The 14,496-nt window shown below is 51.6% G+C and carries 12 protein-coding genes and 3 tRNA genes; 3 read left to right on the top strand and 12 right to left on the bottom strand.

The genetic code is table 11. From position 1 onward, the window contains the following. Positions 1–2 precede the first annotated feature (2 nt). The 3 genes from NYR02_RS11975 to NYR02_RS11965 form a co-directional block, all read right to left on the bottom strand. Entirely contained in the window at positions 3–1,343 is a 1,341-nt protein-coding gene (locus NYR02_RS11975; RefSeq protein ID WP_260976587.1) for a UDP-glucose dehydrogenase family protein, read from the bottom strand. Positions 1,344–1,460: 117 nt separating this feature from the next. Further along, positions 1,461–2,390: an electron transfer flavoprotein subunit alpha/FixB family protein gene (locus NYR02_RS11970; protein ID WP_260976586.1), complete on the bottom strand. Its 930-nt coding sequence runs from the start codon at positions 2,388–2,390 to the stop codon at positions 1,461–1,463. A gap of 14 nt (positions 2,391–2,404) precedes the next feature. Beyond that, on the bottom strand, positions 2,405–3,154 hold the full coding sequence (locus NYR02_RS11965) for an electron transfer flavoprotein subunit beta/FixA family protein (RefSeq protein ID WP_260976585.1): 750 nt from the start codon (positions 3,152–3,154) through the stop codon (positions 2,405–2,407). A gap of 355 nt (positions 3,155–3,509) precedes the next feature. On the opposite strand from NYR02_RS11965, the gene NYR02_RS11960 reads away from it, so the two are divergent. From NYR02_RS11960 to NYR02_RS11950, 3 genes are all read left to right on the top strand, one after another. Further along, on the top strand, positions 3,510–5,150 hold the full coding sequence (locus NYR02_RS11960; protein ID WP_260976584.1) for an electron transfer flavoprotein-ubiquinone oxidoreductase: 1,641 nt from the start codon (positions 3,510–3,512) through the stop codon (positions 5,148–5,150). Between the two features lie 58 nt (positions 5,151–5,208). Beyond that, a complete protein-coding gene (locus NYR02_RS11955) occupies positions 5,209–6,726 on the top strand; it encodes a helix-turn-helix transcriptional regulator (RefSeq protein ID WP_260976583.1) in 1,518 nt (505 codons plus the stop codon). A gap of 108 nt (positions 6,727–6,834) precedes the next feature. Next, positions 6,835–8,475, top strand: coding sequence for an electron transfer flavoprotein-ubiquinone oxidoreductase (locus NYR02_RS11950; RefSeq protein WP_260976582.1), 1,641 nt, complete (start codon positions 6,835–6,837; stop codon positions 8,473–8,475). Between the two features lie 75 nt (positions 8,476–8,550). Here the strand turns inward: NYR02_RS11950 and NYR02_RS11945 are convergent, their stop codons facing one another. From NYR02_RS11945 to uvrY, 9 genes are all read right to left on the bottom strand, one after another. Beyond that, the gene (locus NYR02_RS11945; protein WP_260976581.1) at positions 8,551–9,366 is read right to left on the bottom strand and encodes a DUF6160 family protein; all 816 of its coding nucleotides are present in this window, start codon (positions 9,364–9,366) and stop codon (positions 8,551–8,553) included. A 173-nt stretch (positions 9,367–9,539) separates the two neighbouring features. After that, entirely contained in the window at positions 9,540–10,061 is a 522-nt protein-coding gene (locus tag NYR02_RS11940; RefSeq protein ID WP_260976580.1) for a DUF1285 domain-containing protein, read from the bottom strand. Then, positions 10,058–10,942, bottom strand: a complete 885-nt coding sequence (locus NYR02_RS11935; RefSeq protein ID WP_260976579.1) for a radical SAM protein — start codon at positions 10,940–10,942, stop codon at positions 10,058–10,060. Before NYR02_RS11935 ends, NYR02_RS11940 begins: the two co-directional genes overlap by 4 nt. 113 nt (positions 10,943–11,055) lie before the next feature. Further along, positions 11,056–11,141 (bottom strand) — tRNA-Leu (locus tag NYR02_RS11930). A gap of 41 nt (positions 11,142–11,182) precedes the next feature. Next, a tRNA-Cys gene (locus NYR02_RS11925) sits at positions 11,183–11,256 on the bottom strand. A gap of 24 nt (positions 11,257–11,280) precedes the next feature. After that, a tRNA-Gly gene (locus NYR02_RS11920) sits at positions 11,281–11,356 on the bottom strand. Positions 11,357–11,433: 77 nt separating this feature from the next. After that, a complete protein-coding gene (gene pgsA / locus NYR02_RS11915) occupies positions 11,434–11,982 on the bottom strand; it encodes a CDP-diacylglycerol--glycerol-3-phosphate 3-phosphatidyltransferase (protein ID WP_260976578.1) in 549 nt (182 codons plus the stop codon). 16 nt (positions 11,983–11,998) lie between these two features. Then, on the bottom strand, positions 11,999–13,819 hold the full coding sequence (uvrC, locus tag NYR02_RS11910; RefSeq protein WP_260976577.1) for an excinuclease ABC subunit UvrC: 1,821 nt from the start codon (positions 13,817–13,819) through the stop codon (positions 11,999–12,001). Then, entirely contained in the window at positions 13,819–14,466 is a 648-nt protein-coding gene (gene uvrY / locus NYR02_RS11905) for a UvrY/SirA/GacA family response regulator transcription factor (RefSeq protein WP_260976576.1), read from the bottom strand. The genes uvrC and uvrY overlap by 1 nt, the downstream gene beginning before the upstream one ends. Between the last annotated feature and the right edge of the window lie 30 nt (positions 14,467–14,496).

The following is a 14,496-nucleotide window of genomic DNA, read 5'->3' as shown; positions in this document are numbered from 1 at the left end:
AATTAGCCTAAGTCGCGACCGATACCGGCATAGTCAAAGCCCTGCGCTTTGAGCGCATAAGGATCGTACTGGTTCCGGCCGTCGATAATAATGGGGTGCTTCAACAGCTTTTTCATGGCATTGAAGTCTGGCTGGCGAAACGGCTTCCATTCGGTGACCAATACCATGGCATCGGCGTCGGCCAGCGCATCGTATTGATGATCACAAAACACAATTTGTCCGCGCTCGAATAACTCCGGAGCAAACCAGCGGCGCGCCTCGTCCATGGCAATTGGATCGTAGGCGCGCACGGTGGCACCAGCGGCGACGAGGCGATTAATCAGGCTGATGGAGCTGGCTTCGCGCATATCGTCGGTGCCGGGCTTGAACGCCAACCCCCAAACGCCAACGACGCGCCCTGACATATCAGGGCCAAAACGCTGTTCCAGCTTTTCAAATAACCGCTGTTTTTGTGCCTGATTGCGCTCTTCTACCGCACGCAGAATGCTGGTGTCGAAACTGAATTCGTCACCCATATGAATCAACGCCTGCACGTCTTTCGGAAAGCAGGAGCCACCGTAGCCGCAGCCCGGATAAATAAAGGAATAACCGATACGGCTGTCAGAGCCGATGCCTTTACGCACGTTTTCGATGTCGACACCCATGCGTTCAGCGAGGTTGGCGACTTCGTTCATAAAGGAGATTTTGGTCGCCAGCATGGCGTTGGCGGCATATTTGGTCAGCTCTGCATCGCGGATGCCCATAAACATCAGTTTGTCATGATTACGGGAAAAACTGTGGTAGAGGTCGGCCATTTTTTCGCGGGCGCGTTCAGAATCCACGCCAATAATAATGCGGTCAGGGCGCATAAAATCATCAATGGCAGCGCCCTCCTTCAGGAATTCGGGGTTGGATACCACATCAAATTCGATCTCAACGCCACGGGCGTCCAGCTCAGACTGAATAGCGGCACGTACTTTACAGGCAGTGCCGACTGGCACGGTCGATTTATTCACGATAATGGCGTAATCCTGCAGGTTACGGCCAATTTCACGCGCCACATTCAGGACATACGTCAGATCCGCCGAGCCGTTCTCGCCGGGCGGAGTACCTACAGCGATAAAGTACAGCGCGGATTGCTGCATCGCCTGTGGCAAAGACGTGTTGAACAACAGTCGTCCAGCCTTATTGTTTTCCCGCACGATGGCTTCCAGGCCAGGTTCGTAAATCGGGATATTGCCATCCATAAGCTGATGAACCTTGGATTCATCTGTATCTACGCAGGTAACGCTGTTGCCCATTTCGGCAAAACACGCGCCGGTTACCAGTCCAACGTAACCCGTCCCTACTACCGTAATATTCAAGGCTATTTCCTTATTTGTAACTTCGTAAACCGACAGTACGTTACCTTATTACGGAAAAATGACAACTCAATGACATAAAAAACCCGGCCTTGGCCGGGTTTTTCTAAGCTACTGATATTACAGAGCATTTTCCAGTGCAGGCACTGCATCAAACAGGTCTGCAACCAGGCCGTAATCAGCCACCTGGAAGATTGGAGCTTCTTCGTCTTTGTTGATAGCAACAATGACTTTAGAGTCTTTCATACCTGCCAGATGCTGGATTGCGCCGGAAATACCAACCGCAATGTACAGATCCGGAGCAACGATTTTGCCGGTCTGACCAACCTGCATATCGTTAGGTACGAAACCAGCGTCAACCGCTGCACGGGATGCACCAACAGCAGCACCGATTTTATCGGCCACTTTGTACAGCATCTCGAAGTTGTCGCCGTTCTGCATGCCACGACCACCCGATACAACGATCTTGGCGCCGGTCAGTTCAGGACGGTCAGACTTAGCCAGTTCTTCGCCGACGAAAGCAGACAAACCAGCGTCTTTAACTACAGCCGTGGCTTCAACAGCAGCAGAACCGCCTTCAGCAGCCGCGGCGTCGAACGCAGTACCACGAACAGTCATCACTTTGATGCTGTCAGAAGACTTAACGGTCGCGATGGCGTTACCCGCGTAGATAGGACGGGAGAAAGTATCTGCATCAACAACAGCAGTCACTTCAGACAGCATGTTTACATCCAGCAGAGCAGCTGCACGTGGCAGGAAGTCTTTACCGGTTGTGGTCGCTGCAGCCAGGATGTGGCTGTAGTCTTTACCCAGCTCAGCAACCAGCTCACCCATGTTTTCAGCCAGCTGATATTCATAAGCTGCATTGTCTGCAACCAGAACTTTGCTTACACCAGCGATTTTGGCAGCGGCTTCCGCCACGGCACCACAGTTGCTGCCCGCAACCAGAACGTTCACGTCACCACCGATAGCGGCAGCGGCGGTTACTACGTTCAGGGTCGCGCCTTTCAGAGTAGCGTTATCGTGCTCTGCGATTACTAAAATAGCCATTACACAATCCTCTCTTACAGCACTTTGGCTTCGTTCTTCAGTTTTTCGACCAGCTCTTCTACGCTGCCGACTTTAATGCCCGCCTGACGCTCGGCCGGTGGTGTAACCTTCACCAGAGACAGAGTTGAGGCCATGGCCACACCCAGATCTGCAGGCGTTGTTACATCCAGAGGCTTGCGCTTGGCTTTCATGATGTTTGGCAATGAAGCGTAACGAGGCTCGTTCAGACGCAGGTCGGTCGTCACGATGGCTGGCAACTTCAGGGCAACAGTACGCAGACCACCGTCGATTTCACGGGTCACGTTAACTTTGTCGCCATCAACAGCCACTTCAGAAGCGAAAGTACCCTGAGCCATATTGGTCAGTGCACCCAGCATTTGGCCGGTCTGATTATTGTCGCTGTCGATGGTTTGCTTGCCCAGCAAAACCAGCTGAGGCTGTTCTTTTTCAACAACGGCTTTCAGCAGCTTGGCAACGGTCAGAGACTCGAGCTTTTCTTCAGTCTCGATCAGAATGCCACGATCGGCACCCAGAGCCAGAGCTGTACGGATCTGTTCCTGAGCCACTTTAGGGCCAATAGAAACTACAACCACTTCAGTAGCGACGCCTTTTTCTTTCAGGCGTACCGCTTCTTCCACTGCGATTTCACAGAATGGGTTCATAGCCATTTTAACGTTGGTCAGATCTACATCTGAGTTATCTGGCTTGACGCGAACCTTTACGTTGTAATCGATTACGCGTTTAACAGCGACAAGAACCTTCATAGATTCCTCGTATTTAACTTGGTGGATGAATAAAGGGCAAAATTACCACGCCGACAGGATGACACAGTCATATCAGGAGCCCTTTCCAGCGCGCAACATTATTCGGATGTTTGCCGTGAGCGTCAATAGTAGCATCACCGAAGCCCACAAACACCGGGGCATTCAGGCTATTTTCCTGTCAAATCAGTTGCCTAGTGCTTAACCCAACGTATAATGGCGGCCATTTTGACTCTCAGGCAGGCAGTGTTACGTGGCCCGCCTGGCATGGCAAAACAATCGCCGGGCACAATTGATTCAATGTGTACCAGAGTCCGTGATAGCTCAGTAGCTCCCAGCTCATTTCGAGGAGATCAATATGCAACGTGAAGTAATGGAATACGATGTCGTGATCGTTGGCGGCGGCCCTGCCGGCCTGTCAACCGCATGTCGTATCAAGCAATTAGCCGAAGCGGCCGGACAGGAACTGTCTGTTTGTCTGGTTGAGAAAGGTTCCGAAGTTGGCGCTCATATCCTGTCTGGTGCGGTGATTGAAGACCGTGCCCTGACTGAATTGTTCCCTGACTGGAAAGAAATGGGCGCACCGCTCAACGTACCGGTTAAAGGTGATGAAGTTTACTTCCTGACCAGCAACGAAAAGTCCATCAAAACCCCACACTGGATGATTCCGAAGCCAATGCATAACGATGGCAACTACATCGTATCGCTGGGCAACGTATCCCGCTGGCTGGGCGAACAGGCTGAAAACCTGGGCGTAGAAATCTACCCGGGCTTTACTGCCGCTGAATACATTGTTGAAGACGGTGCTATTAAAGGTATCGTGACCGGCGACATGGGCGTGGGTCATGACGGCCAGCCAAAAGACGAATATGTGCCTGGCATGGAGCTGCGTGCCAAATACACCGTATTTGCTGAAGGCTGTCGTGGCCACCTGGGTAAACAACTGATTGCTGAGTTCAAACTGGACGAAGGCAAAGACCCGCAGCATTACGGTATCGGCATCAAAGAACTGTGGGATATTGACCCTGCAAAACACGAAGAAGGTCTGGTGCTGCACGGCGCTGGCTGGCCTCTGAGCGAGTCCGACTCTTCCGGCGGCTTCTTCCTGTATCATGCTGAAAACAATCAGGTTGTTGTAGGTCTGATCACTGACCTGTCTTACAGCAACCCGCACGTCAGTCCGTTTGATGAATTCCAGCGCATGAAGCACCACCCGGTGATCAAGCAGTATCTGGAAGGCGGCAAGCGTGTATCTTATGGTGCCCGCGCAATCACCAAAGGCGGCCTGAACTGCCTGCCAAAAATGACCTTTAAAGGCGGCCTGGTTGTTGGCTGTGATGCCGGCACCCTGAACTTTGCCAAGATCAAAGGCACTCACACCGCCATGAAGAGCGGGCTGGTTGCAGCTGAAGAGCTGTTCAAAGCCATTCAGGCTGGCCGTGCCAACGACGAAGTGACCGAGTTTACAGCAGCCTTTGAAGCCTCATGGGCTCACCAGGAACTGCACCGCAGCCGTAACTTCGGCCCGGCAATGCACAAATTCGGCACCTTCCTGGGCGGTGCGGTTAACTACATTGACCAAAATATCTTCCCACTGCCGTTCACTCTGCATGACACCACTCCGGATTATGCAACCCTGAAACCTGCAGCAGAATGCGCGAAAATCAACTATCCGAAACCGGATGGCAAAATTTCGTTCGCCAAGCTGGACTCAGTTTTCATCGGCAACGTAAACCACGCCGAAGATCAGCCGTGCCACCTGAAGCTGACAGACGCCTCCATTCCACTGAGCGTTAACCTGCCTAAGTGGGATGAGCCAGCGCAGCGCTACTGCCCTGCCGGTGTGTACGAGATTGTGGAAGACGAGAACGGCAAGCGCTTCCAGATCAACTCGCAAAACTGTGTTCACTGCAAAACCTGTGATATTAAAGATCCGTCGCAGAACATCACCTGGGTAACTCCGGAAGGTGCTGGCGGTCCGAACTATCCGAACATGTAAGCTGTTCACAAAAGAAAGCGGGCCTTGCCCGCTTTTTTTTCGACAATAAGAAATCACCATGCTGCTGAAAACCCGTTTCTACATTCCGCCACTGAGAAAAAATATTGTACAGCGCGAGCCTCTGCTGCAAATCCTGAACAGCAGCGAGGGCGGCCAGCTGGTTGTGATTTCAGCCCCTGCAGGCTATGGCAAAACCACACTGATCAGCCAGTGGCTGCACCATTCTCCGCATACCTTTTCATGGCTTGCACTTGACGAAACACAGGCAGCTCCGGGGATTTTCTGGCGCTACTTTATTACCGCTATTAATCAGGCATTACCCGGCTGTGGCGAGCACTCTCTGCAGCTACTGAGAGACAATCAAAACGAACACGCACTGGAAAATGCCCTTATTGCGCTGCTCAATGAGCTGGACGCTATCAGCCCATCCTCACCACGTGATGCAATGACGCTGGTTTTGGATGATTACCATCTGGTTGCAACACCAGAGCTGAGCGGGCAATTCAACAGCTTTCTTAATCATCTGCCACCGTCACTGCGCATTATTATCACCTCACGCAGCGCGCCTGATCTGGCACTGGCCAAGCGGCGCGCCAGCAATCAGCTGGTCGAGATTGATCAATACCAGTTGCGCTTCTCTGCAGAAGACAGCAACCGCTTTCTGCAACAGACAATGAGCCTGCAGATCGACAACAATCAGAGTCAGCTTTACTTCCAGGAAACGGAAGGTTGGATTGCCGGCCTGCAGCTGATCGGGCTGTCATTGCAGAAAGCCGACACCACGCCAGCCCCTGCCGTCGAAAACCACCACACTGAGAGTAATGGCAACTCCCAGCTGCCCACACCATCGCTGCAACGCAACATTGCAGACTACCTGTTTGATGAAGTGTTTTCACAACAGCGCCTCGACATCCAGAACTTTTTACTGCTAAGCGCAGCCGTACCACGCTTCACCGCTGGCCTGTGCAATGCATTGACCGAACGTAATGACAGCCTGAGTGTGATCAACCACCTCGATCGCCACAATCTGTTTCTGTTACCTCTGGATAATCACGGCGTATGGTTTCGCTATCACGATCTGTTCCGCCGCTTCCTGTTACAACACTTTAACGGACTAAACGCAGATTTTCGGCAGCAGGGGTACAATACAGCCGCTCTCTGGTTCGAGCAAAATGGCTATCTGCAGGAGGCGCTGGAGCAAAGACTACAACTCCGGGACTGGGATAAAGCAGAGACACTGTTGCTGCAGTTACTTGCCGGGGATGATGAAATCAATACCCTGCTACCTGGCTGGCTGGCGCATTTTCCGCAGGAGCACTCTGTACATCAGCATATGCCGCAAACGCCGAGCCGGACATTATCCCAACAGGCATTTGAAGCTCTGCTGACCTCGCGCGAACAGCAGGTCCTGGAGCTGGTAAGCCAGGGCTACTCCAATAAAGAAATCGCCCGCCAGCTGCACATCTCACTCAACACACTGAAGGTACACATCCGCAACCTGTACGGAAAAATCGGCGTGGAAAACCGAACCGAAGTATTGCACAAGCTCCTCAGTCAGGACGACAGATCACCGTAATTTCACCCCCGCCAGATAGCGGTTATCACCCCCAGGGGTGATAACAAACCGCAGCGCTTTGCTTACTCTGACCATTACAAGCAGGTGAAGCCTCGAAGGAAAAACGCAATGACAAAAGAAACAATGGAATACGACGTGGTAATCGTTGGTGGCGGCCCAGCCGGGCTGTCAGCCGCATGCCGTATTAAACAATCAGCCTCTGCTGCCGGACAGGATATTTCCGTTTGCCTGGTAGAAAAAGGCTCGGAAATCGGTGCCCACATTCTGTCTGGTGCCGTAATCGAAGACCGCGCACTGAAAGAACTTTTTCCTGACTGGAAAGCACGGGGAGCCCCGCTCAATGTCGCTGTAAAACACGATGATATTTATTTTCTGACAACACAAAAAAGAAGCATTAAAGCACCGCATTGGGCCATACCGCGAACCATGCATAATCAGGGGAATTATATCATCTCGCTCGGCAGCCTTTGCCGCTGGCTGGCCGAACAGGCTGAGGAACTCGGCGTAGAAATTTATCCGGGTTTTACCGCCGCAGAATACATCCTCGAAGATGGTGTCATTAAAGGCATAATTACCGGCGATATGGGTGTTAGCCATAATGGTCAACCAAAGGATGAATACGTTCCGGGTATGGAACTGCGCGCCAAGTACACCGTATTTTCTGAAGGCTGCCGCGGTCACCTGGGCAAGCGCCTGATGGCCGAATTCAAACTGGATGAAGGCAAGGATCCACAGCACTTTTCACTTGGCATTAAAGAACTCTGGGATATCGACCCTGCCAAACACCAGGAGGGTTTAGTGCTGCACGGTACTGGATGGCCCTTAATGGGATCATCCACTGCCGGCGGATTTTTTTTATACCACACTGAAAACAATCAGGCGGTGGTCGGGCTGTTTACCGATTTGTCATACAGCAATCCACATCTGAGCCCGTTTAATGAATTTCAGCGCCTGAAACACCACCCGGTGTTAAAGCAATACTTACAGGGAGGCAAGCGGGTTTCATATGGCGCCAGAGCGGCAGCAAAAGGCGGGATTAATTGTCTGCCAAAAATGACATTCCCCGGTGGCTTGCTGATAGGTTGCGACGCCGGCACGCTGAATTTTGCCAAGATAAAAGGCGTTCATACCGGAATGAAAAGCGGCATGATCGCTGCTGAAGAAATCGTTAACGCCTTAAGCAGCGGGCGCGTGCATGATGAAATCACTGAATTCACCACGACTTTTGAAGCATCCTGGGCTTACCAGGAACTGCAGCGCAGCCGTAACTTCGCCCCGGCCATGCATAAATTCGGAGTATTTGGCGGCGCAGCCTTTAATTTTATCGATCAGAACATTCTGCCAGTGCCATTCACCCTGCATGACACCACACCCGATCACACTGAACTGAAACCCGCAGCCAAGAGCCCGCAGATCGATTACCCGAAACCAGACGGCAAGCTGAGCTTTAGCCGGCTGGACTCTGTTTTTATCAGCAATGTAAACCACGCCGAAGATCAGCCATGCCACCTGAAGCTGAAAGACGCCTCGATTCCATTGAGCGTCAACCTGCCGAAGTGGGATGAGCCAGCGCAGCGCTACTGCCCCGCCGGCGTGTACGAGATTGTGGAAGACGAGAACGGCAAGCGCTTCCAGATCAACTCGCAAAACTGTGTTCACTGCAAAACCTGTGATATTAAAGATCCGTCGCAGAACATCACCTGGGTAACCCCGGAAGGTGCTGGCGGTCCGAACTATCCGAACATGTAAGCCCTGCTTGCATACAAAAAAGGAGCCTCTTGGCTCCTTTTTTGTTTTCACGTCTTTTACTCAGCCTGCGGTATCTTACAAATGCCCACTGATACGCATATTTAATCCACCGAGATTCAGATCATCAACCGCCACACTGCCAATGCTTTCCTGTGCTAATTCAATACTACCGATATTCATATCCGCAAAAAACCTCACCAGACGGATATCAAGCCCAAGATCACTGGCATGAAGATTAATCCCTATTGGCAGCTGCACATCCGAAAGAGATAAGGCAGACGACCCCCAATCCTCCAGCGATTCAAAATAGGTATGATTGGCCAGAATCAGATTATTAACACGAACCCCCAGCGGCGCTGCATCAATATTCATATCAGCAATTCCCAGTGCTGCCTGAATCTGGATGTCCGTTGTCTGCGCATCCACTTTCATCCGGTACTGCGTCGCCAGACCAGCAATATCAACAGAATTAATCAGCGTAGCGCGGTGCGCATCGTCCGCCGCAGACAGAGCAATCTGGCCAGTCGACAAACCAAAATCAATCACCCCTCCACCCAGCCCCGGATCAACAAAAGCAGATAAAACAAGGTCACCATCAGGAAGGACATCGATCGTCATCATCGTACCATCAAGGCGATCACCTGAGCGTGAACTGTAACCCCAGTCCTTACCAAAATAACGGCTTCTGTTGGCACCACCCAGTACCACCTGATTGATCTGCAGCCGCCCTTCATCGCGATACTCAATCTGACCAATGGTGAGCCGTGCAGATGTAATAATGGTAATACCACTCTGTCCGGAAATATCCGCTAATTGAGCATCACTAACCGGATCCAACGCCGCAAGAGCAAAGCATGGGGATAAAAAACAAAGAGAAAAAACGTAGCGCATAGCCGTCCATGGTGTTTGTTATTGTTGGATTGGCGGCAATGTAAGGAGCAGCTATTCAGGGTTCAAGCTAAAAAACAAAAGCAGGTAAATATTCAGAATTAACCATTAAAACAAATGTTCCGGAATGCGTAAGACCTGCACGCAGGTCTTATTTTCAGAGATGTTTTTTTATTTCAGGACAAAAAATATTGACCACCACCACTATTAACAAAAAAGCGCCCATCCTTTTCTTCCCGGGCCATTTCACTAAGATCGTAAAACGCATTACGGGAAAAACGTGCATAGAGATCAGCCCGGATATTTATCTCCGGCACCATAACACCATCCAGCTCACTCATTAATAAGGGGTGCTTTTGCCCGACCGTAACGACATCGCCAGTATTGGTAATCGCGCGGATATTGTTATCGACACATTCAATCATCACAATCAATAGTGGTCGGTCTTCAACCCGGATTCGCCATTTTTCGACCGGCGTCAGAAGAAAATACTCATCACCTTCTTTGCGCAGAATACTGGCAAATAAACGCACCAGTTTTTCACGTTTTATCTGCACGCCTTCGTGCCACCAGGAACCGTCGCGACGGATAACCATATCCATATCGCCGGACAATTCCGGGTGCCACTGGTCAACGGGCGGATGCTGATTTTCATGATCAAGACCCAGCTGCTGCTCAAGCGAACTGATATTCATCATAATCCCCTTTGCCATTCCTGACGCAGACGTATGCGCTGCGGATTATCAATCGCCGTTTCAAGCTGAGCCAGAATGGCGTGTTTATCCTGCCCAAGCGTCCCTTTTAATGGTAAATAATTGGACGCATGATCACTGCGGAAAACGGTATTACTTAATTCCAGATGAGAGATCAGCGTATGCAGTTCAACAAACAAATCATGCTGACCCGGCAATTGATAGTTGCCATTAAATCCGTCGACAACCCGCTGATCCCCCAGTGGGTAGCTGACAATTAACGTAGACAAAAACTCAGGCTGTGCCTCATTCATTAACAGCGCCGAATGGCGCGCGTGCTGCTCACTGTAGGCAACCCCACCCATGCCATTCAGAATCATCACCGATGACTGTATTCCGGCCTGTTTTATTTTTAACAACGCATCGAGTGTGCTCTGCCAGGTTTCGCCTTTTTTAATAAAGCCCAGTACTTCGTCATCGCCGCTTTCTGCGCCCACATAAAGAATACCCAAGCCAAGCTTGCGCAACTCTGTAAGCTCTTCTGCTGACTTTTTGCGAATATTGCGCGGCAGGCAATAAGCCCCCACCCGCTTAACCCAGGGCAGATGTTCTTTAATGGCCAGCAGAATATTAGTGAGGCGACGCACCGGCAGCACCATGGCATCACCATCGGCCAGAAAGACTTTTTCAAAACGCGGGCCCAGCGCTGCAGCCTGACGAATTTCATTCAATACGTCATCTTCGTCGCGAGCGCGGAATTTTTTTTGCGGCTGAGTGTACATATCGCAGAACGTGCATTGATTCCACGAACAGCCGTTAGTGACCTGAAGAATAAGCGAGCGCGCCTCACTGGGCGGGCGGAATACGGGTTCGATGTAATTGAACATAATCGGTATCTCTGCCGGAATTAAACGGAGTATGAGGGATTATCCCTGAAGCTGCAGCCGCAGAACACATCGATTATTTTGAAAGAGAGAGGAGGTACTGCGAATGCTAGAAATGGTGCCCCGGGCCGGAGTCGAACCGGCACAGCCATAGGCCGAGGGATTTTAAATCCCTTGTGTCTACCAATTTCACCACCGGGGCATCTTGCCACGCAGCTCGGCGAATGTCGGCATCACCGAATTTGGAGGCGCGAGCCGGAATCGAACCGGCATCGGCGGATTTGCAATCCGCAGCATAACCATTTTGCTATCGCGCCGAGATTCATTACTAAATGAAAATTTGGAGCGGGAAACGAGACTCGAACTCGCGACCCCAACCTTGGCAAGGTTGTGCTCTACCAACTGAGCTATTCCCGCTTTAAGTGCTGCGCATTTTAAATGGAGCAGCCTGAGAGTCAAGTGTTTTTTCTTACTTTTTAAGCACTTAGACTAAATTACGCCTTCGCACGCAGTTCCGGCCAGGCCGCACGCAAATACACCAGCATCGACCAGATGGTCAGAACCGCAGCCAGGTAAAGCGTGATATATCCTGCCTGCACAAGAAGCTGGTGCCCTTCCGACGCCATGAGTATGGTAATCGACGCCATTTGTAAGGCTGTTTTTACTTTGCCGACATAACTGACGGCAATGTTGGCGCGCTTACCCAGCTCGGCCATCCACTCGCGCAGCGCCGAGATGACAATTTCACGACCGACAATGATGGAGGCCGGAATAGTCAGCCACATACTGGAAAAACTTTCGACCAACAGCACCAGGGCAACGGCGACGATCAATTTATCGGCTACCGGATCGAGAAAAGCCCCCAGCGGGGTTGTTTGATTCAGCCTGCGCGCCAGATAGCCATCAAACCAGTCGGTCACAGCCGCCAAAGCAAACAGGATAGCGGCACCAACTTTGCCATCCTGCCCGAACCAATAAAAACTGATGACCATCAGCGGAATCATCAGGATGCGGCTCAGGGTCAGTATGTTGGGCAAATTCATTAAAATATATTCTCCGTTACTCGCCGTGTAATTGTATAAAGATCTGTTCGGCAAGTTTTTTACTTATGCCTGGAACCTTTTCCAACTCTTCGCGCGGTGCACTGCGCATATTCTTCAGACTGCCAAAGTGCAGCAGTAATTCACGCCGACGCTTGGGACCCACGCCCGCCAGAGAGTCCACATCCGACTGGCTGCGCGATTTCGCCCTGGCCTTACGGTGTCCGGTGATGGCAAACCGGTGAGCCTCATCACGAACCCACTGTAACAGGCGGAATCCTTCATGATGAGCGTCAGGCATTATAGGTTGCGTCGCCCCGGCTTCCCACAAGAATTCCCAGCCTGACTTACGGGTTTCTCCTTTCGAGATACCAAAAGCAGGCAAAGTGTTCAGTTGCAGCGTGTGCAAAACCTCGCGAATACGGCCAATCTGGCCTTTTCCGCCGTCGATCAACAGCAGGCCAGGCAAATCATCCTGTTCTTTAAGACGCGTCAGATGACGGGTAACCGCCTGCTCCAGCGCCGCATAATCATCACCGGCAACCACGCCTTTAATCGAAAAACGCCGGTAGCGCTGTTTCATTAAGCCTTCTTCGCCATACACCACGCAGGAGGCGTAGGTTGCCTCGCCTTGTGCATGACTGATATCAAAACACTCGATGCGTTTAGGCGGCTCGGCCAGATTCAGCAATTGTGCAACCTGACTGAGTTTATTCAGCGCGGCCTGATGGCCGGATATTTTTGTCTGCGCACCGGTGCGGGCATTCTCGCTGGCCATATGCAGCCATTTGCGGTTATGACCACGACTGCCACGGCTGTGGTAAACCTTCGCCTGCCGATGCAGACGCAGCGCTTCCAGCAACGCTTCAACATCATCATCACCGACGTCCAATATCAGATCGCGGGGAATGCCTTCCAGCGCATGATCAGCAAGATAAAACTGACTGACAAAATCGAGCAGCAGCTGCTCATTACTTTCACCCGCCGGATTATCCGGATAGTAATTTTTACTCGCCACCAGACGCCCCTGACGAAAGGCCAGACGATGAATACACAGCACATTCTGCCATTCAACAATCGCCCACGCATCGGCCTCGCCCTGCCCCGAGTCAACAAACTGTTTTTCCTGCGTCTGGCGCAGCAGCTCAATCTGATCACGCAATGCGGCGGCCTGCTCAAAATTAAGCGCCTCAGACGCCGCCATCATCTGACTTTGCAGCTCCTGCAATAATTGCTGGCTTTTACCCTGCAGAAACAGCGTCGCCTGACGCACGCTTTGCTGGTAATCCTGCTGGCTGATTTTGTTCACGCAAGGGGCAGAACAGCGTTTGATTTCATACTGCAGACAAGGGCGGCTGCGGTGATTGAAATAACTGTCTTCACAGGAGCGCAGCAAAAACAGCCGCTGCAGATAATTCAGCGTATCGCGCGCCGCGCCAGCATTCGGATACGGGCCAAACAGACGGCCATCGCGGCGTTTTTTGCCACGCCGGTACGCGAGCAGCGGGTAATCATGCTCTGACAGATGAATAAACGGATAAGACTTATCGTCTTTCAGCAGAATATTGTATTGCGGCCGGTGTTGTTTGATCAGCGTCTGCTCAAGCAGCAACGCTTCTGCTTCACTGGCGGTCACCGTCACTTCAATGTGGTCAATACGACTGACCAGAGCGACCGTTTTGCTGTTTAAGCCACGGGCACGGAAGTAACTGGATACACGGTTTTTAAGATTTTTGGCTTTGCCGACGTAGAGCAATTCATCATCGGCGGCAAACATGCGATAAACCCCGGCCCGCTGGGTCAGGGTCTGCAGAAATGCACTGACATCGAATTCTGCCATCAGGCGGTCGCCGCAGGATCCACCAAACCGTGGCGCATCGCCAGCAGCGTCAGTTCCACATCGCTGTCTATTTCGAGCTTTTCGAAGATGCGGTAGCGGTAGCTGTTCACCGTTTTCGGGCTGAGGAACAGTTTTTCACTGATCTCGGCCACTTTCTGACAGCCGACAATCATTAACGTGATCTGCATTTCCCGCTCAGAGAGATCATCAAAAGGGGATGTCTGATCCTGCTGAAACGGTTTCAGCGCCATACGCTGAGCAATCTCCGGACTGATGTACTTCTGCCCGCTTTTCACTTTCATAATGGCGCGCACCATTTCGTCAGCATCCGCTCCTTTGGTGATATAACCTGCTGCTCCGGCCTGCAAAAGGCGCGTTGCATACGGATTATCGTCACAGGCGGTCACCGCAATGACCTGAACATCCGGGTTGTGGCGCGTGATTTTACGGGTTGCTTCCAGCCCGCCGATACCCGGCATACGGATATCCATAAGAATAATGTCCGGTGAGTGTTCTTTAGCAAACTGAACGGCCTCCTCACCACTTGCTGCTTCACCGACTACTTCAATTCCCTTTGCGTCTGTCAGCAGACGAGAAATACCTGAGCGAACCAGCTCATGGTCATCGACAACCAGCACTTTAATCAAGGGCCCACCCCGTTATTACTTACAGTCTCA

Origin of the sequence: Thalassolituus pacificus (assembly GCF_025318105.1) — a bacterium.
Classification (GTDB): Bacteria; Pseudomonadota; Gammaproteobacteria; order Pseudomonadales; family Oceanobacteraceae; genus Venatoribacter; species Venatoribacter pacificus.
This window is presented reverse-complemented; position numbering and strand designations above follow the sequence as displayed.